The organism is Ruegeria sp. CDSC002 (assembly GCF_059610905.1).
In genome coordinates this window covers 178,018-195,027 of sequence record NZ_JBXWOM010000002.1, presented here as the reverse complement: position 1 = coordinate 195,027, position 17,010 = coordinate 178,018, and the positions used below count along the sequence as shown (strand labels likewise).

Genomic DNA, 17,010 nt, shown 5'->3' with positions numbered 1-17,010 from the left:
CTTAGTTCGGCAATTTAAAAGGATTACGCATCAGATGCGTGTACGGATCAATCACGTTGGACTTTTTTGAACGTGCGTTACATCGTGATGTCTTGCCTGGTTTTTTGAGCGTTAACGTGATCCAGCTTTGTTGCCGATCCGTAAAATCCTTAAATTGTCTGAAACAACACGAAACCAATGTCCGGGCCATATGTACCCGACAGTCCGGATGGCCCAAGCATGAGCAGTTTTGACGGAAAAACTTATTGGATCGTTGGCGCCAGTGAGGGGCTTGGCCGATCTTTGGCCCAAGCGCTAAGCCGACAGGGGGCAAAACTGATCCTCTCGGCGCGCAATGCGGCGCGATTGGCCGAGATTTGCAAAACCCTTCCGAACGCGCGGGCGGTGCCGTTTGATGTGACCGATCTGGCGGCTGTGCGCCGGGCCGTTGCAGATGTCGGCGTGGTGGATGGGCTGGTCTACAATGCCGGTGCCTACGAGCCCATGAAATCGGCCGATTGGGATACCGAAGCTGTTCTGTCCATGACAGACGTGAACTACCTTGGCGCGCTGCGTGTGTTGGGTGAGACGGTGCCAGGGTTTCTACGGGCCGGACAGGGCGACATTACCCTGATCGGGTCTTTGTCTGGCTATCGCGGGCTTCCGGCTGCTGTCGGATACGCGGCCAGCAAGGCGGCGCTTGTCTCATTGGCTGAAACGATGCGATTTGATCTGGCAGGCACGGGGGTAACTGTTCGGATCGTCAATCCAGGTTTCATTAAGACCCGCCTGACCGAAAAGAACACGTTCAAGATGCCGATGTTGATGACGCCTGAGGACGCGGCGGACCGGGTGGTCAGGGCGATGTCGCGCCGCCGGTTCCGCACCGATTTCCCGGCACCGTTCTCTTGGGTGATCCGTTTGCTGGATTACCTGCCGGATTGGCTGATCTACCGCGGAAAATAGAGTCTAATCAGGTGTTTTAACCAAACTGCCCCTGACAGAACCAGCCTGCCGACATCGTGCCGCCATGGCCGTAAAACAGCCACAGTCGCTCACCCTGTTCGGTGACCACCACCCAGTAGTCACGCACGCCGCTGCGCCAGTTGGGGTCATCCAGCCACCATTCGGGTGCGATCCGTTCCGGACCGGTGGCCTGTGCCAACTGCCAGTCGCGCCCGCGCCACCGAAAGGCGGCTGGAACATCCGGGGCTTCAGCGGCCATCACCGGCTCGGGCTGCCACATCTGCAACGGGCGCGGGCGCGACGGGGCAGGCCAGTCACGGGCGGGTTCCGACCACGCCGCCGCCAACGTCTGCGCGGTTTTTTCGGGGATATGTGAGGCCGCCGGGTGCCGCCGGGTGATCACGTCCAACCCGACCCGGGCGCCCAGTTTGCCGATCAGGTCATCGACGGCGGTATTGCCCTCCAACCGCGCGCGGGCCACACGGCGCGCCTCGGCGTGACCGGCCACTGTGCGGGCGTGGATGGGTTCGGTCTGGATCGCCTCAAGCCGCAGCATGTCGATGCCATAGCCTGCGTCGATCTTATCGATTTTCATCTCTAACAAAGGGCGAATGCGGTATTTGTCATAAGTGGGCCGAGCCAAACCAACCTCGATGATCTCGGCCGCCTGATCGGCGCGATGCGCCTCGAGCCGCAGGGTGCGGACGCCACGCGCCTTCTCTTCCAGCTTCGTGCACAGCGTGGGCAACACCCGGTCGATGGCGGCCATCACGTCCTCGATCAACCCGATCGGGTTGGGCAGGGTCATCCGCACCGCAAAGTGATGCGGCGGACGCGCGGGGGATACCGGTTCGGGCGCGCTGCCCATCGCTTGGTCCAGTCTCATCACCAGCCCGCGCCCGAACCGTCGGGCGAGAGAAGCCCGGGGTTGGCCCAGCAGATCGCCGATCCGGCGCAGGCCCAGCCGGTTTAGTTGCGCGACTACCTGATCCTCCAGCCGCAGCGCCGCAATCGGCAGGGGGCTGAGCGCGCCATAAGATTGCCCTGGTGCTGCGATCCGCGCGCCACCGCCCAGAGCCATCACTTGCGGCGCGGCCCCGCCCTTGGTCCAGTGCCGCCGTTTCCCTGCGCGCGCGCGGGTGGCGCGTGCCTCTTGGCTGATGGCGTCGCCGTTGCGGTCAGACGTGGCCTCTTGCCCCGCATAACGCGCCAGCGCCCAGGCTGCGCCCAGCGTGTCGGCGATACCCATCTGAACGCTTAGCCCCATATCAGCGCAATCGGTTTCAATGACGCTCAGCAGCGCCTCCTCCCCGCCGAACAGATGCGTGCAGCCCGACAGGTCGACGATCAGACCATCGGAGATCTCTTCAGCCACCCATGGGCTGAACTTGCCGGCCCAGCGGCGCAGCGCGGTCAGAAACGCGGCCTCGGCGGGGGCGTTGCGGTGTCGTGTGATCAGGGTCGCGCACATGGCATGGGCATCACGCACGGGCTGCCCCGCACGCAGACCTGCGGCCTGCGCTTCTGCGTTCAATGAGGTGATCACCTGCATGTTCGACTGTTCCGCAACCACCGCCAAAGGGCCAACATGCAGCCCCCGCGCAGCACGGATCAGCCGTTCAGCCCCCAGACGGGGGAACCACAGTGAGAGTATTCGGCGTTTTGGCATTGGCAGACATCAAAATGTTCCCATTTTGTTCTTATCGTAGAATCATGCCTCGAGTCCACACTTACCCGCAGGTCAGGCGTTGAATGATTCCGGCTCCGTTCACGAAAACATTCAGCCGGTCGATGCGATAATCCTGTGTGGCAATGTCATCAGGACCCAGAACACGCGACCGTTCGGGCAACTGGGCTTGGATGGTCGAAACCGGTTGGCCGATGGAATCGGCAAAATCGTCGCCCAGGCAAAAGGCCAGATCAACCGGCGCGTCCGTTGAGGCTGGTGTTTCCACGGGTGCAGTCGTCTCTGCACAGCCTGCCAGCAGGACCAGCGCGGGAATAAATCGGTGCATTGGCGTTTCTCCATCTGACAATGTCGTTACTGCAATATCAAACATTTAGCCAACCTGCCACCAAAGCGCAGTTGAAAACACCCTGCAATTGACGCAGGGTCGGGGCAAATAAGACAGGGAGACAACGATCATGCGCACCCGTGCCGCCGTCGCCATTCAGGCGGGCAAACCTTTGGAAGTGATGGATGTGAACCTCGAAGGCCCCAAGGCGGGCGAGGTTCTGGTCGAAATCAAGGCCACCGGCCTTTGCCACACCGACGAATTCACCCGGTCCGGTGCTGACCCCGAAGGCCTGTTCCCGGCCATTCTGGGCCACGAGGGCGCGGGTGTGGTTGTCGACGTCGGTCCAGGCGTCACCAGTCTGAAACCGGGCGATCACGTGATCCCGCTCTACACCCCTGAATGTCGTGAGTGCGAATACTGTCTGCACCCCAAGACCAACCTGTGTCAGGCGATCCGCGAAACCCAAGGCCGGGGCCTGATGCCCGACGGAACCTCGCGGTTTACGACTTTGGATGGTGACCCGATCCTGCACTACATGGGCTGCTCGACCTTTGCCAACCACACGGTTCTGCCCGAGATCGCGCTAGCCAAAGTGCGTGAGGACGCGCCTTTCGACAAGATCTGCTACATCGGCTGTGGGGTTACCACCGGCATCGGCGCGGTCATCAACACCGCCAAAGTCGAGATCGGCAGTCGCGCCATCGTGTTCGGTCTGGGCGGCATTGGCCTAAATGTCATTCAGGGCCTACGTCTGGCCGGAGCGGACCAGATCGTCGGCGTCGACCTGAACCCGTCAAAAGTCGAGATGGCGACCAGGTTCGGCATGACCGATTTCGTCAACCCATCCGAGGTTGAGGGCGACTTGGTGCCTTATCTGGTCAATCTGACCAAAGGTGGTGCGGATTACACATTTGACGCCACCGGCAATGTCGGCGTGATGCGCACGGCTCTGGAAGCGGCGCACAAAGGTTGGGGTGAATCGATCATCATCGGCGTGGCACCTGCCGGTGCCGAAATCTCGACCCGCCCGTTCCAGCTGGTCACCGGTCGTTCGTGGCGCGGCACCGCCTTTGGCGGCGCGCGGGGACGGACCGATGTGCCCAAGATCGTCGACTGGTATATGGACGGTAAGATCGAGATCGACCCGATGATCACCCACACCATGGGTCTGGACGATATCAATCACGGCTTCGACCTGATGCATAAGGGCGAAAGCATTCGGTCGGTGGTTGTTTACTAAGACTCTAAAACGAGACGATCCGCGTAATGCGGTTGAAAACGGCGCGCGGAATAGTGCGCCGTTTTTTAATTTGACGTTTACTCCCCTGGCCGTGACGCCCCGGTATCCGACCGAGGTGACCGCACCCGCAAGACGGGCGTGTTGGCTGAGGTCGTGTTGGTTCTGCTTTCGCGCCACACCACGTAGATGCCGGATGCGATAATGACGCTTGCACCGACTGCAACCCAGACGTCCGGGCGTTCACCAAAGAAAGCCATCCCGAAAATCGTGGCCCAGATGATCTGGCTATATTGACTAGGGGCAATAACCCCGGCGGGCGCGGCCCGATAGGCCAGAATGATCAGGTGCTGGGCGATGACCGAGAAAACGCCTACCAATGCCATCATCGCAAGATGCAGCAGGGATGGTGGTTGATAGACGGCAGGCTGTGCAAGGCTCATCACCGCGATGGCCAACAACATGGGGTACAAGATCAGCACGGCCGATCGTTCCTCATTCCCGATCTTGCGCACCAACACGGATGCAAAGGCGCTGCAAAAGGCGGCTGTCAGGGCGGCCAGATGGCCCAGCGTGATATCCGTTGTGCCCGGACGCAGGACAATCAGAACGCCGATCAAGCCCACGCCCACGGCGGCCCAGCGCTGGGCGCGGACCACCTCGCCGAGAATGGGGATCGACAGGACCGTTACGATCAGTGGAAAGGAGAACAGCAGCGAATAGACCTCGGCCAGCGGCAATACGGAAAAGGAGTAAAACGCGCAGGACATTGCGGTGACCATCAAGCCCGACCGCAGCAGCACCAGCCATGGGTGGCGGGGCAGGAAGTTCCCGGTTGTCCGGTCGGTCAGAATCGTGACGGCCATGGGCACAAAGGAAAACAGCGTGGCAAAAAAGATGATCTGCATCACCGAGTAGACGCCGCCAAGCGCCTTGATCAGCGCGTCATGGCTGGCAAAGACCGCAAAGCCCAAAAACGCATAGCCAAGTCCCCGAAGGGTGGAGTTCTGAGTGCTCATCTTTGTGGCCTCGGGTGATGTCTCGGTGTTGTGACTGTGCCATCACACCGCGTATGTTGCGGGTGGCTTGCCTTTGAGTAAACCCATTTTGGCTGCGCGCATAGCCCTTAATTTACCGCTAACATTGCATGGCCGCTATGACGCGGGATCACCGCAGGATCGGGGGTGCATCCTTGGGTTGGCGTGCGGATTGAACACCGGCCTTCATTCCCACACCAATGCGGCGCGCCAGCGCGACCCACGGTATCGCGGTTTCAGGGGGCAGCGTCTGCGTCGCGACCTCTTCGAACAGATCCAGCCAATGGGCGAAGAACTCGGGCTTTACGTCGGGACGTTCGATATGGACTCGTTGCGGGTTGCCGTCATAACTGCGCTCGAACAAAATCGCGTTGCGCCAGAAGGCGGCGATCTTTTCCTCATGGGCGGGCCAGTTGTGGACATGTTTGTTGAAGACAGGTCCCAGTACCGTGTCCTCGCGCACGCGGGCGTAAAAGGCGCGGACCTGCGCGTTGATCTGGTCCGGCGTTGCAGGAAAGCGTGGGGGCAGGGTGGGTCTGGTCATTAGGATGGTCCGATTTCGACTCTGTTCAGGGGCATTATCGCGTTCTGCGGTCATGCGACAGGCGTGGTTTTGTCGCGCGGGTTCGGTGTCAGAATATGCCGCAACAGGGCCACCGGATGCGCCCGTAGGCTTAGGCGGGTGGCGACGTAGTCCTCGACCACCTGCTCGCCCAAGGTCATTTTCGGCAGGTAGGCCTCGGGTTCATACAGCGCCTCCCCCTCCAGATCTTGCGAGAACAGCGGCAGGGGTTTGGCTGTGGCGATCGCTTTGGCCTGCCACAATGCCTCGCGCCGTGTCAGGTCGCAGGCGGCGAAGGCATCCGCCTCGGCCAGCCGTTCGATCACCGATGGTCCCAAACCGGCACGGCGCCAGACATCGTCGACCTGATGGTAGCCATTGCCGCGCGCGGCTGTCAGCCAGCTGGCATCTTCCTCGCTGAGGCCCTTGATCTGGCGGAAGCCCAGCCGCAGCGCCAGCCCTCCCTGACCGTCAGGTTCCATCACATTGTCCCAAAAGCTGGCATTGATGCAGACCGGGCGCACTTGAACCCCATGCTCGCGCGCATCACGGACGATCTGGGCGGGGGCATAGAACCCCATTGGCTGCGAATTCAGCAGGGCGCAGGCAAATATCCCCGGATGGTGGCATTTGATCCAGGCCGAGGCATAGACCAGCAGCGCAAAGCTGGCCGCGTGGCTTTCTGGGAAACCGTAAGAGCCGAAGCCTTCGATCTGGGAAAAACAGCGTTCGGCGAAGTCCTGTTCATACCCGTTGCGTTTCATCCCGCGCAAGAAAAGCGCGCGGAATTCGCTGACATTGCCGTGCTTCTTGAAGGTTGCCAGAGACCGGCGTAGCCGGTCGGCCTGTTCCGGGGTAAAGCCTGCGCCGACAATGGCGATCTGCATGGCCTGTTCCTGAAACAGCGGCACGCCCAGCGTTTTACCCAGCACCTCGCCCAACTCGTCCGAGGGGAAGCTGACCTCCTCCTCTCCGTTCCGGCGGCGGATATAGGGGTGGACCATGTCGCCCTGAATGGGGCCGGGGCGGATGATGGCGACCTCAATCACCAGATCATAGAAATTGCGGGGCCGCATCCGGGGCAGAAAGTTCATCTGTGCTCGTGATTCCACCTGAAACACGCCAATCGAGTCCGCCTTGCACAGCATGTCGTAGACGACAGGGTCCTCGGGCGGCAGGGTCGCCAGCGTATAGCTGGTCTGATGGTGCTGACCGATCAGGTCAAAGGCCTTGCGAATGCAGGTCAGCATCCCGAGGCTGAGGACATCGACCTTGAGGATGCCCAGCGTGTCGATATCGTCCTTGTCCCAGCAGATGACCGTGCGGTCCTCCATCGTGGCGTTCTCGATAGGAACAAGCTCGTCCAGACGCCCCTCGGTGATGATGAAGCCGCCGACATGCTGAGACAGGTGACGGGGGAACCCGTCGATCTCATATACCAGCATTAGAGTCTGTTTTAGACGGCGATCTTCGGGGTCGAGGCCAATCTCGCGCATCCGTTCCGCCTCAAGCCCCGCAGCGGAGAAGAAGCCCCAAAGCTGAGATGAGAGCGCTGAGATCGTATCTTCGGTCAGGCCCATCGCGCGGCCAACCTCGCGGATGGCGCGTTTGCCGCGATAATGCACGACCGTTGCGCAAAGGCCGGCGCGATGGCGGCCATAGCGGTCATAGATGTGCTGGATCACCTCTTCGCGGCGCTCATGTTCGAAATCGACGTCGATATCGGGGGGCTCATCCCGCGCCTCGGAGACAAAGCGTTCGAAGACCATCGTGCCCATCTCAGGGCTGACCTCGGTGATGCCGAGGCAGAAGCAGACCACCGAATTGGCCGCCGAGCCGCGTCCCTGGCAGAGGATGTCGCGCGAGCGGGCGAAATGAACGATATCGCGGACTGTCAGAAAGTAGGGTTCGTATTTCAGCTTGCCGATCAGGGCGAGCTCATGCGCCAGCATCTTTTTCGCCTTCTCGGACGCGCCTGCCGGATAGCGCCATTGCAACCCTTCATGCGCCAGACGATGCAGGCGTTGGGTCGGGGTTTCCTGCTCGCTGCCCTCGCTGGGGTACTCATAACGCAGCTCGTCCAGCGAGAATGTGAGCTGTTCGCTGAGTTCATGCGCGCGGGCAACGGCCCCCTCATAACCTTTGAAGATGCGCAGCATCTCGGCCTCGGACCGCAGGCGTTGTTCGCCATTGGCCAGCGCCTCGCGGCCCAACTCATCGACCTTGCGGCGCAGGCGGATGGCGGTCAGCACATCCCCCAGCTTGCGGCGGCCCCCGTGATGCATCATCGGCGTGGCACTGGCGAGGGTGGGGATGCCGAGTTGCTTTGATTCAGTCTCTAATAAAAAGAAAAACGCGCTATCTGCGCCATCATACCGGGGGTGCATCAACAGATGCATCCGCCCGGCAAAGCGGCGCGTCAGCTGTTGCGCTTGTGTCCGCCATGCGTCCGCGCCGCCCGGAGACCGGGCCGTTTGCGGCCACAGCAGCAAGTGGAGGCCGTCGGAAAACTCCAGCAGGTCGGACAAGTGCAGGATGCAGTCGCCTTTTTCGGCGCGCAGGCGGCCTTTGGACAGGATACGGCATAGGTTGGCCCAGCCCTGCCGGTTCAGGGGCAGGGCGGTAACCGTGGGTGCGTCGGTAAAGATCAGTCGTGCCGCCGGTATCAGACGGGGCACCGCGTGGATCGGGTACGAGGGCGGTTTGGGGATGTGATCGGGGCAAGGCGGGCCTATGGAGGTGTTCTGCGCCTCCCACTCCAGCCGTTCGCGCACCTTGCGGGTGATCTCGCGCGCCTGCGTATGGGCGCGCACGATTCCGGCGACCGAGTTGTCATCAGCGATGGCGATGGCGGGCAGGCCCAGGGTGACGGCACGCTCCATATACTCCTCGGGGTGGGACGCCCCGGTGAGGAAGGTGAAATTCGACGTGATCGACAGCTCGGCATACATGACGATTCCATATTATATTCACGTTTTGTTCTTTTTCGAGTCCTTTGCGCAGGAAACGGGTCGATTGGATTTGGTCCGATCGGCAGTGTCGGGAAAAAGGAGACCCAAAATGTTCAAAATCACCGCATTACCCACCGACGACGTACGCGCCCTTCAGGCCGGTCACCCGGATGCTTATGGCGCAACACCAGAACGGACCGTTTCCACGGGTGCCGGTAACCCGTGTCGCCATTGTTTGCAAAATATTCCCGAGGGTGAAGAAATGCTGGTCTTGGCCCACAGGCCCTTTTTAGAGACACATCCATATGCCGAAACCGGGCCGATCTTTCTGTGTGCTGCACCCTGTGAGCGATACGAAGGGCAAGACCTGCCCGAGATTCTGACCTCGTCGCCCGACTACCTAATTAAGGGCTATGGCGCAGATGACCGCATCGTCTATGGCACCGGGGCGATCACGCCCACGGATCAGATCGGTGCAAAAGTCAGAGATATCTTTGCCCGACCAAATGTGGCCTATATCCACGTCCGATCTGCGCGAAACAACTGCTATCAGGCCCGAATCGACCGAGACTAAAGCTTGACCCTGTGCATCCCCCGGCGCGGCTGATCCGGATCAGCCGCCGGGGCGTCCTCGGAGCGGCTGGACGTCAAGGCGAGGAACACATCCTCTAGATCAGCCTCTTCAGTGCGGACGTCGCGAATGCGGATATTGGCTGCGCGGACGGATTCCAGAACTTGCTCGGCGTTGGTTTGGGCGCTGCGATATTGCAGAACAAGGTTACCATCGTCGCGCAAGGCGGCTTCGACCCCTTCGGTTGCGGGCAGATCGACGACTGGGCTGTCAGGAACGATGACCATGGTGCGGCTATCCATTCGGCCCAGCAGGTTGGCGGTGCTGTCCTGAGCGATTTTTTCACCGTGGTTGATGATGGCAATCTCGTCACACATTTCCTGCGCTTCTTCCAGGTAATGGGTGGTCAGGATGATGGTCATGCCCTGTTCGTTCAGCTTGCGCACATTTGTCCAGAGCATCTGGCGCAGTTCGATATCCACACCTGCCGTCGGTTCATCCAGCACCAGGATCTTGGGGTGATGCACCAGCGCCTTGGCCAGCAGCAACCGCCGCCGCATGCCACCCGACAGCGTGCGGGCATAGGCTTCGGCCTTGTCGCTGAGACCGACCAGTTCAAGGATCTCATCGCTGCGGCGTTGGGCCTTGGGTACGCCGTACAAACCGGCCTGCACCTCCAACGCGCCGCGGGGGGTGAAAAACGGGTCAAGGTTCAGCTCTTGGGGCATCACGCCAATCGCGGCGCGGGACTGGCGCGGGTTGCGGTCCTGATCGTACCCCCAAATCGACACTGTACCCGCAGATTTCACCACCAGACCGGCCAGAATGTTGATCAGGGTCGATTTACCGGCCCCGTTCGGACCCAGCAGGCCAAACACCGACCCCCGTGGAATGCTCAGGTCTATGCCCTTCAGTGCCTGTTTCTCGGGCTGGCCCTTGCCACCCCGATAGGTCTTGCGCAGTCCATCGATCCTGATTGCCGCATCGGTCATGAGACCCTTGCCCCCGGTTTGCTCATCGCTCATAAACGCACCTAATGCATGCCCGCGAGGCCGACAACCAATGAAGGATCGCCAGCCGTGACACTTGATGCACCGGAAACCAAGATCGTCGAAACCGCACGTGTTGCCTGTGACGGCGGCGAAGGCGCATTGGGCCACCCGCGCGTTTGGTTGCAGATCCCCGAAGATACGGGCTGGGTCGAGTGCCCGTATTGCGATTGTAAATACGTACTGTCGGAGCACAACGCGCAATAAATTCGGGGGCCGGATGCTTTTTGCAGTGCAGCTTTTGCGGGTGTCCGATCAGGACCCGATTGCCAGTGGCGGACATCGAGACGTGTATGCCTGCCCAGGGCAGTCCCACTTATTGGTAAAGGTGACGCGCCCGCGTAAACGGCCCAACCGATCCTTTGCAAAACGGTTGATCCGACGGCTCTTGCCCGATTCTGTCTTTCGCAATGCGCTGAAGGAAATCGAGGGTGAGATGAAGGCGGCGTTAAAAAGCGGCACCGACATCGAGCACCTGCCTTTGGCGCGATGTTTTGGCATAGCGCAAACCGACATTGGCCCGGCGATCATTGTGGAACGGATCGAATCCGATGACGGACAGCTCGCACGTCCCCTAGCCAAGCTGTGCGAGGATGGAGCGCTGAGCGAAGATGTTCTGAATGAATTGAACAGCTTTGCCAAAAAACTGTTTAAGCTTCAAATTGTTGCCCGCGATATTCACGAGACCAACATTGTCTACGGGCTGCGCAATCAAAGCCGGATGTTTTTGCTGATCGATGGTTACGGAGAGCGCAATCTAATTCCCTTGCGCACGTTGAGCCGCAGATTGAACGACCGGTCGCTGCACAAGCAGATGAACGGCATCGCCGAGCGTGTGGGACTGATCTGGGACAGAACCGGGCAGGAATTCCGTGTCGCGTGATTGACGGCCTGCGTTGACGTTCCGGCACAGTTTTCCGGCCTCTTGTGTGGATTGACCACCTTCTTTGCTGGCCACCCGCGCGGGCCTGTGGCAGAACCGTTTCCAACCAGAACGGAGCGCGCGCATGAGCAATTTCGGAAAAGGGTGTCACCTGCATCTGATTGACGGATCGGCCTTTATTTTCAGGGCCTACCACGCGCTGCCGCCGCTTACACGAAAATCGGACGGACTGCCGATTGGCGCAGTTTCTGGCTTTTGCAACATGTTGCAGAAATATGTTGAAGGGAACGCTGGCCCGGACGCACCGACCCATGTGGCGGTGATCTTCGACAAAGGCTCGCACACGTTCCGCAACGATATGTATGACCTCTACAAGGCCAACCGCGAAGCGATGCCCGAGGACCTGCGCCCGCAGATGCCCCTGACACGCGAAGCAACGAAAGCCTTCAACATCGCTTGCAAAGAGTTGGAAGGGTACGAGGCCGACGACATCATCGCAACCCTTGCTGTGCAGGCGCGTGAAGCGGGCGGGCGTGTGACAATCGTAAGCTCGGACAAGGACCTGATGCAGCTGGTTGGCGGCGGTGTCGAAATGCTGGATGCGATGAAGAACAAGCGCATCGACCGCGATGGTGTGATTGAGAAATTCGGCGTTGGCCCTGAACGTGTGGTTGATGTGCAGGCACTGGCGGGCGACAGCGTCGATAACGTTCCCGGGGCTCCAGGCATTGGGGTCAAGACGGCCGCCCTGCTGATCAACGAATACGGTGATCTGGAAACACTGCTGGACCGAGCGGAAGAGATCAAACAGCCCAAGCGCCGCCAGACTCTGATCGAAAAGCGCGACCAGATCGAGCTGTCGAAGAAACTGGTGCAACTGGACGAGAACACACCGCTGGATTTCACGCTGGACGATCTTGAGGTGAAAGATCCCGAACCTGACACCTTGCTGGGTTTTCTGGCAGATATGGAGTTTCGCACGCTCACTAAACGGATCGCGGACAAGTTGGGTGCCGAAGCGCCAGCGATTGCCGATGCGCCTGCGCCGGCTGCTGAGGTGGTCGAAGCTGAAGCTATCCCCTTTGATGCGTCAAAATATGAATGCGTACGGGATGCGGGTGCGCTGCAAAAATGGATCGATCAGGCGTATGAGCGCGGCTGGATCGCCGTGGATACGGAAACCACTGGCCTGAATGAAATGATAGCTGATCTGGTCGGCATCTCTCTGTCAGTTGAGCCGGGCGAGGCGTGTTACATCCCGCTGATCCACCGCGAAAGCGCCAGCGACGATCTGTTCGGTTCAGACGCGCTGGCCGAGGGGCAAATGCCCATAAATGAGGCTCTGAAGCTGCTGAAACCGATGCTAGAGGATCCTTCGATCCTGAAGATCGGGCAGAACATGAAGTATGACGCCAAGATTTTCGCCCGCTATGGCGTGAATGTTGCGCCAATCGATGACACAATGCTGATGTCCTACGCGATGCATGGCGGCGAGCATGGGCATGGGATGGATACCTTGTCCGAACGCTATCTGAACCACACGCCGATCCCGATCAAACCGCTGCTGGGTTCGGGTAAATCGGCGATCACTTTCGACAAGGTGCCGATTGATGAGGCGACCGCCTATGCGGCTGAAGATGCCGATATAACTCTGCGCCTGTGGAAGCTGTTCAAACCGCAACTGCATCAGGTGCAGGTGACAACGGTATATGAGACGCTCGAACGTCCATTGGTGCCGGTTTTGGCCGAGATGGAAATGCACGGCATCAAGGTCGACCGCGATGTGCTGAGCCGGATGTCCAATGCTTTTGCCCAGAAAATGGCTGGATTAGAGGCTGAAATCCACGAGTTGGCCGGCGAGAACTTCAACGTCGGTTCCCCCGCTCAACTGGGTGAGATTCTGTTCGACAAGATGGGTCTGGAAGGTGGCAAAAAGGGGAAAACCGGGAAATATTCGACCGGGGCTGATATTCTTGAAGACCTCGCGACCGAGCATGAATTGCCGCGTCGCGTGCTGGATTGGCGGCAGCTGTCAAAGCTGAAATCGACCTACACCGACGCGCTGCAAACCCATATCAATCCCGACACCGGCCGGGTGCATACGTCTTATTCAATCACCGGAGCCAACACCGGGCGTTTGGCCTCGACCGATCCGAATCTGCAAAACATCCCCGTGCGCACCGAGGAAGGTCGCCGTATACGCGAGGCGTTTATCGCCGAGCCGGGCAATGTGCTGGTCAGCCTCGACTACAGCCAGATCGAGCTGCGCATTCTGGCGCATATCGCTGATATTTCGGCTCTGAAACAGGCGTTTTCCGACGGGCTGGACATTCACGCCATGACCGCGTCCGAGATGTTCGATGTGCCGCTGGACGAGATGACGCCGGATATCCGCCGTCAGGCCAAGGCGATCAACTTTGGTGTGATCTATGGCATTTCGGGCTTTGGTCTGGCGCGCAACCTGCGCATTCCACGGGCCGAGGCGCAGGGGTTCATCGATCGCTATTTCGAACGCTTCCCGGGTATTCGTCGCTACATGGACGACACCGTCGCTTTTGCCAAAGAACATGGCTATGTGCAGACGCTGTTTGGTCGCAAAATCCACACGCCTGAAATCAATGCCAAGGGTCCGCATGCCGGTTTCTCGCGCCGCGCAGCAATCAACGCGCCGATTCAGGGAACTGCGGCAGATGTGATCCGACGAGCGATGGTGCGGATGCCGGATGCGATCAACGGATTGCCTGCAAAAATGCTGCTGCAGGTGCATGACGAATTGCTGTTCGAAGTCGCCGAGGATGCGGTGGACCCTTTGATCGATGTCGCACGCGACGTGATGGAAGGCGCATCTGATCCAGCTGTGAAGCTGGATGTGAAGCTGAGCGTGGATGCCGGGCAAGGCGCCAACTGGGCTGAGGCGCACTAGAAATTCATCAAGCGGGCGGCGCTGCTCATCAGGCCCGGCAGGCCCTCTTCGCAGCGGGTCAGCCCTGCGGTCTGACCCAGCCCTCGACCATACGTTTTACTGTTGGTCCAAGGGTCAGGATGACGGCGAAGGCGATGGGCCAGCAAAAAGCCCAGGAACTCATCCAGTCACCAAATGTGGACGGTCCGAAACCGACAGCTTTGACCGTGGCGATGCCAGTGACGATACAGGACATGAGGCCGGACATGATCAGTCCGAATACAGCGTGGGCCAAGCGGGCAGGGATCATTTCGGGCATCCTTAAAGTCGCGATGCCCCGGTTTTAGATATTTTCGCCCTGATTGCCAGACGGAATAGGGTATCTGGCGTCACATCCAGCCCAGTGAATGCACGGTTCTGGATGTTGACGGTGTGTATTCGGCGCTAACCCAACCGGAATATCCCGACGCCGTCATAGCGTTAAAAAGCTGAGAGAAATCCGTCGGGCCGCGTCCCGGTTCAGAGCGGTCCGGGGCGGCCCCGACCTGGGCATGTACGACCCTTGGATGAAACTGTTCCCAAACCTGCAGCGCATCTCCGTGGATCATATGGGCGTGAAAGCTGTCATATTGCAGGCCGACATTCGGGCGATCCACACGATCCAGGATGTCAGCAGCCAGGTTGTAATCGTTGAGGAAGTAATCGGGCTGAGACACGGGGTTGAGCGGTTCAATCGTGAATTGTTGTTGTGGTGCAAGGTCGGCCGCCCATTGCAGGTTGTGCACCATGCATTCAAACGCGTCCGGTCCCGAGGAATAGCCTGACATGATGTGGATCAGCCCCGGGCGCAGAACCTGAGCATAGCGCAAAACGCGGCGGATATCCGACTGGAACCGGTCTTCACCACCGGGAACAGCGGCATAACCGGGATCGCCGCCGGTGTAATTGGGTGGGGGCGCATTGATCAGCACCAGATTCAATCCGTTGGCCAGCAACGCGCGGTGTGTCTCTTTGGCGGCCAGTTCGTAGGGGAACAGAATTTCAACCGCCTTGAACCCAGCCTCTGCTGCGGCCTGAAACCGGTCCAGGTAGGGAAGCTCGGCAAAGAGCAGAGAGATATTGGCGGCGAATTTTGGCATCGGAGGCCTTTGGTTAGCTGGTGCGCTGACCTTATCCGCGAGGCGATTTTAACGAAAGAGACTGAAAACGACAGTTTGTCGAAATTCGACCAGATCGGCCTGACTGAATCAGCGAGGGTCGGGGCAACGCGGCGAATCATTTCAGAACGCCGTGCCAACAAAAGGTTCGAACATAATGGCGATGAGCCCAGACCCCGCGCGCGGGAACGCCCTTTCTGCGTCTGCCGGGCAAAATTCGGCCTTGTCCGGCAACGGCTTGGCAGTGGCATCCATGCTGACGTGGGCGGCTGGGTTTCCGGCGGCCGAGGTGCTGTTGCAGACATGGCCGCCAGTTGCGCTGTTGGTTGCGCGCATGGCCATGGCTGTTGCGTTTCTACTCCCGATCTGGGTCATGATAGATGGCCCGGAACGGGTTCTGCGCGCCCGTTGGGGACATGCGTTTGTTGTCGGCGGGTTTGGCATCGGTCTGGGGATGTTTCTGCTGATCGTGGCGCAAAAACTGACGGACCCGGTCACAACGGCCATCATTGCCTCATGCGCGCCATTGATTGCAACGCTACTGGAACTTGCGTCTGGTACTCGGCGACTCAAGTGGAATTTTGCTGTTGGGGTTCTGATCTCGGTAGTGGGCGGATTGATCGCCACCAGCGCGGTGGCCCCGGCACAGTTGGGTTTGGGCGCGGCCTGTGCCGTTGCGGCGACAGCATTGTTTTGCTGGGGAAGCCAGGCAACCTCGCGAGATTTCCCCGAATTAAGCCAGACCGGGCGCGCAGCAGTCACATTTGTTGGTGGGTTCTTCATGGCAACCATCCTGATGGCCGGCGCACATCATCTGGGCATGGATATCGTGCCGTCCATTTCTATAGACTCGCGCCAAATTGGAATGCTGGCGATCTATTCGCTGATTTCCATGGCGCTCAGCCAGATCCTGTTTGTTGCATCGATTGGCAAACTGGGCGTCGCGCTTTCGTCCTTTCACATCAATGTCGCCCCTTTCTACGTGATGCTGATCATGCTGGTGTTGGGCGAAGAGTGGAACTGGACCCGTGCGCTGGGCGCAGGGGTCGTGGCAATGGCTGTTGTTCTGGCACAGGATCGTCGGGTCGCAAAACCGGCCTAGTCGGTCAGGCTGTCCGACCGGACAAGCGGGAAAAACTGCCCACCGGACCAGACGCCAAACCAGCCGTCTTTGTGCGTTGCGATGTCCACAAGACGATAAAAGCTTTTGCGATCTATGCGCGCCTCAAGATTTGCGCGAACCAATACGTAAGGTGATGGCTCATCTGTTTCGGGATCGATGACAATCCGGATCGGGTGATCAGGACCAGCTATCGCGGTATCACCAACACGGGTCGTAAATGTCAGTACTTGGGCCTGACCCTCGCCTGTCGCGTCAAAATCCACGGCCACAAAGGGCGCATCCTCGACAGTGATTCCCACCTTTTCCACCGGCGTCACAAGGTAGTATTTCCCGTCTTCTTTCTTAAGAATTGAGGAAAAAAGCTTCACAAGCTCGAACCGGTTGATCGGCGACCCTAAATAAGTCCAAGACCCATCTTTTGCGATATGGATGTCCAGATCGCCGCAAAACGGAGGATTCCACAGGTGAACAGGGGGTAAACCCCTGGTTTTGGCCGCTTTGACCGAGGCCGCCAGCCCATCCGGAGAGGGGGTCACAGGTTTTTGTCCGCTCATTGCTTTTGCCATTTCCTTTTC

16 protein-coding genes are annotated in these 17,010 nt (G+C 59.4%); 7 read left to right on the top strand and 9 right to left on the bottom strand.

Annotated features, from left to right (window positions below):
- The first annotated feature begins 219 nt into the window (after positions 1–219).
- A complete protein-coding gene (locus tag AC2FJE_RS05030) occupies positions 220–945 on the top strand; it encodes an SDR family NAD(P)-dependent oxidoreductase (RefSeq protein WP_109313690.1) in 726 nt (241 codons plus the stop codon).
- 16 nt (positions 946–961) lie between these two features.
- Here AC2FJE_RS05030 and AC2FJE_RS05025 read toward each other — a convergent pair whose 3' ends face one another.
- The gene (locus tag AC2FJE_RS05025) at positions 962–2,614 is read right to left on the bottom strand and encodes a DUF6504 family protein (protein WP_496755414.1); all 1,653 of its coding nucleotides are present in this window, start codon (positions 2,612–2,614) and stop codon (positions 962–964) included.
- A 61-nt stretch (positions 2,615–2,675) separates the two neighbouring features.
- Complete coding sequence (locus tag AC2FJE_RS05020; protein WP_261307832.1) at positions 2,676–3,005, bottom strand: I78 family peptidase inhibitor; 330 nt, start codon at positions 3,003–3,005, stop codon at positions 2,676–2,678.
- Between the two features lie 85 nt (positions 3,006–3,090).
- On the opposite strand from AC2FJE_RS05020, the gene AC2FJE_RS05015 reads away from it, so the two are divergent.
- Positions 3,091–4,203, top strand: coding sequence for an S-(hydroxymethyl)glutathione dehydrogenase/class III alcohol dehydrogenase (locus AC2FJE_RS05015; RefSeq protein ID WP_058272862.1), 1,113 nt, complete (start codon positions 3,091–3,093; stop codon positions 4,201–4,203).
- Between the two features lie 77 nt (positions 4,204–4,280).
- Here the strand turns inward: AC2FJE_RS05015 and AC2FJE_RS05010 are convergent, their stop codons facing one another.
- From AC2FJE_RS05010 to AC2FJE_RS05000, 3 genes are all read right to left on the bottom strand, one after another.
- Positions 4,281–5,219 (bottom strand): DMT family transporter, encoded by a 939-nt coding sequence (locus AC2FJE_RS05010; RefSeq protein ID WP_496760709.1) that lies wholly within the window; start codon positions 5,217–5,219, stop codon positions 4,281–4,283.
- 148 nt (positions 5,220–5,367) lie between these two features.
- Entirely contained in the window at positions 5,368–5,781 is a 414-nt protein-coding gene (locus AC2FJE_RS05005) for a group III truncated hemoglobin (RefSeq protein WP_108859981.1), read from the bottom strand.
- Between the two features lie 50 nt (positions 5,782–5,831).
- Positions 5,832–8,750: an error-prone DNA polymerase gene (locus AC2FJE_RS05000; RefSeq protein ID WP_496755412.1), complete on the bottom strand. Its 2,919-nt coding sequence runs from the start codon at positions 8,748–8,750 to the stop codon at positions 5,832–5,834.
- A gap of 109 nt (positions 8,751–8,859) precedes the next feature.
- Here AC2FJE_RS05000 and AC2FJE_RS04995 point away from each other — a divergent pair, with 109 nt between their 5' ends.
- The gene (locus AC2FJE_RS04995; RefSeq protein WP_496755411.1) at positions 8,860–9,324 is read left to right on the top strand and encodes a DUF1203 domain-containing protein; all 465 of its coding nucleotides are present in this window, start codon (positions 8,860–8,862) and stop codon (positions 9,322–9,324) included.
- Here the strand turns inward: AC2FJE_RS04995 and AC2FJE_RS04990 are convergent.
- Entirely contained in the window at positions 9,321–10,313 is a 993-nt protein-coding gene (locus tag AC2FJE_RS04990; RefSeq protein WP_496705706.1) for an ABC transporter ATP-binding protein, read from the bottom strand. The genes AC2FJE_RS04995 and AC2FJE_RS04990 overlap by 4 nt on opposite strands.
- Positions 10,314–10,400: 87 nt before the next feature.
- Here AC2FJE_RS04990 and AC2FJE_RS04985 point away from each other — a divergent pair, with 87 nt between their 5' ends.
- The 3 genes from AC2FJE_RS04985 to polA all read left to right on the top strand — a co-directional run bounded on the left by AC2FJE_RS04985 (position 10,401) and on the right by polA (position 14,176).
- The gene (locus AC2FJE_RS04985) at positions 10,401–10,577 is read left to right on the top strand and encodes a zinc-finger domain-containing protein (protein ID WP_082649241.1); all 177 of its coding nucleotides are present in this window, start codon (positions 10,401–10,403) and stop codon (positions 10,575–10,577) included.
- Between the two features lie 13 nt (positions 10,578–10,590).
- The gene (locus tag AC2FJE_RS04980; RefSeq protein ID WP_496760708.1) at positions 10,591–11,253 is read left to right on the top strand and encodes a YrbL family protein; all 663 of its coding nucleotides are present in this window, start codon (positions 10,591–10,593) and stop codon (positions 11,251–11,253) included.
- Between the two features lie 124 nt (positions 11,254–11,377).
- Entirely contained in the window at positions 11,378–14,176 is a 2,799-nt protein-coding gene (gene polA, locus AC2FJE_RS04975) for a DNA polymerase I (protein WP_496755410.1), read from the top strand.
- A gap of 58 nt (positions 14,177–14,234) precedes the next feature.
- Here polA and AC2FJE_RS04970 read toward each other — a convergent pair whose 3' ends face one another.
- Together AC2FJE_RS04970 and AC2FJE_RS04965 are read right to left on the bottom strand one after the other, a co-directional pair.
- A complete protein-coding gene (locus AC2FJE_RS04970; RefSeq protein WP_282170127.1) occupies positions 14,235–14,465 on the bottom strand; it encodes a DUF2798 domain-containing protein in 231 nt (76 codons plus the stop codon).
- Between the two features lie 79 nt (positions 14,466–14,544).
- Positions 14,545–15,294 carry a hydroxypyruvate isomerase family protein gene (locus tag AC2FJE_RS04965; protein ID WP_496755409.1) on the bottom strand — a complete coding sequence of 250 codons (750 nt, stop codon included), beginning with the start codon at positions 15,292–15,294 and terminating at the stop codon, positions 14,545–14,547.
- Positions 15,295–15,469: 175 nt separating this feature from the next.
- Here AC2FJE_RS04965 and AC2FJE_RS04960 point away from each other — a divergent pair, with 175 nt between their 5' ends.
- On the top strand, positions 15,470–16,414 hold the full coding sequence (locus tag AC2FJE_RS04960) for a DMT family transporter (RefSeq protein ID WP_496755408.1): 945 nt from the start codon (positions 15,470–15,472) through the stop codon (positions 16,412–16,414).
- Here the strand turns inward: AC2FJE_RS04960 and AC2FJE_RS04955 are convergent.
- Positions 16,411–16,989 (bottom strand): DUF1285 domain-containing protein, encoded by a 579-nt coding sequence (locus tag AC2FJE_RS04955; RefSeq protein WP_199913491.1) that lies wholly within the window; start codon positions 16,987–16,989, stop codon positions 16,411–16,413. The two genes, AC2FJE_RS04960 and AC2FJE_RS04955, sit on opposite strands and share 4 nt — an antisense overlap.
- Between the last annotated feature and the right edge of the window lie 21 nt (positions 16,990–17,010).

What these genes read in the sequence shown, in the direction of transcription:
- AC2FJE_RS05030 (WP_109313690.1), top strand. Translation starts at nt 220, where the DNA reads ATGAGCAGTTTTGACGGAAAAACTTATTGGATCGTTGGCGCCAGTGAG.
- AC2FJE_RS05025 (WP_496755414.1), bottom strand. Translation starts at nt 2,614, where the DNA reads ATGCCAAAACGCCGAATACTCTCACTGTGGTTCCCCCGTCTGGGGGCT.
- AC2FJE_RS05020 (WP_261307832.1), bottom strand. Translation starts at nt 3,005, where the DNA reads ATGTTTGATATTGCAGTAACGACATTGTCAGATGGAGAAACGCCAATG.
- AC2FJE_RS05015 (WP_058272862.1), top strand. Translation starts at nt 3,091, where the DNA reads ATGCGCACCCGTGCCGCCGTCGCCATTCAGGCGGGCAAACCTTTGGAA.
- AC2FJE_RS05010 (WP_496760709.1), bottom strand. Translation starts at nt 5,219, where the DNA reads ATGAGCACTCAGAACTCCACCCTTCGGGGACTTGGCTATGCGTTTTTG.
- AC2FJE_RS05005 (WP_108859981.1), bottom strand. Translation starts at nt 5,781, where the DNA reads ATGACCAGACCCACCCTGCCCCCACGCTTTCCTGCAACGCCGGACCAG.
- AC2FJE_RS05000 (WP_496755412.1), bottom strand. Translation starts at nt 8,750, where the DNA reads ATGTATGCCGAGCTGTCGATCACGTCGAATTTCACCTTCCTCACCGGG.
- AC2FJE_RS04995 (WP_496755411.1), top strand. Translation starts at nt 8,860, where the DNA reads ATGTTCAAAATCACCGCATTACCCACCGACGACGTACGCGCCCTTCAG.
- AC2FJE_RS04990 (WP_496705706.1), bottom strand. Translation starts at nt 10,313, where the DNA reads ATGACCGATGCGGCAATCAGGATCGATGGACTGCGCAAGACCTATCGG.
- AC2FJE_RS04980 (WP_496760708.1), top strand. Translation starts at nt 10,591, where the DNA reads ATGCTTTTTGCAGTGCAGCTTTTGCGGGTGTCCGATCAGGACCCGATT.
- polA (WP_496755410.1), top strand. Translation starts at nt 11,378, where the DNA reads ATGAGCAATTTCGGAAAAGGGTGTCACCTGCATCTGATTGACGGATCG.
- AC2FJE_RS04970 (WP_282170127.1), bottom strand. Translation starts at nt 14,465, where the DNA reads ATGATCCCTGCCCGCTTGGCCCACGCTGTATTCGGACTGATCATGTCC.
- AC2FJE_RS04965 (WP_496755409.1), bottom strand. Translation starts at nt 15,294, where the DNA reads ATGCCAAAATTCGCCGCCAATATCTCTCTGCTCTTTGCCGAGCTTCCC.
- AC2FJE_RS04960 (WP_496755408.1), top strand. Translation starts at nt 15,470, where the DNA reads ATGGCGATGAGCCCAGACCCCGCGCGCGGGAACGCCCTTTCTGCGTCT.
- AC2FJE_RS04955 (WP_199913491.1), bottom strand. Translation starts at nt 16,989, where the DNA reads ATGAGCGGACAAAAACCTGTGACCCCCTCTCCGGATGGGCTGGCGGCC.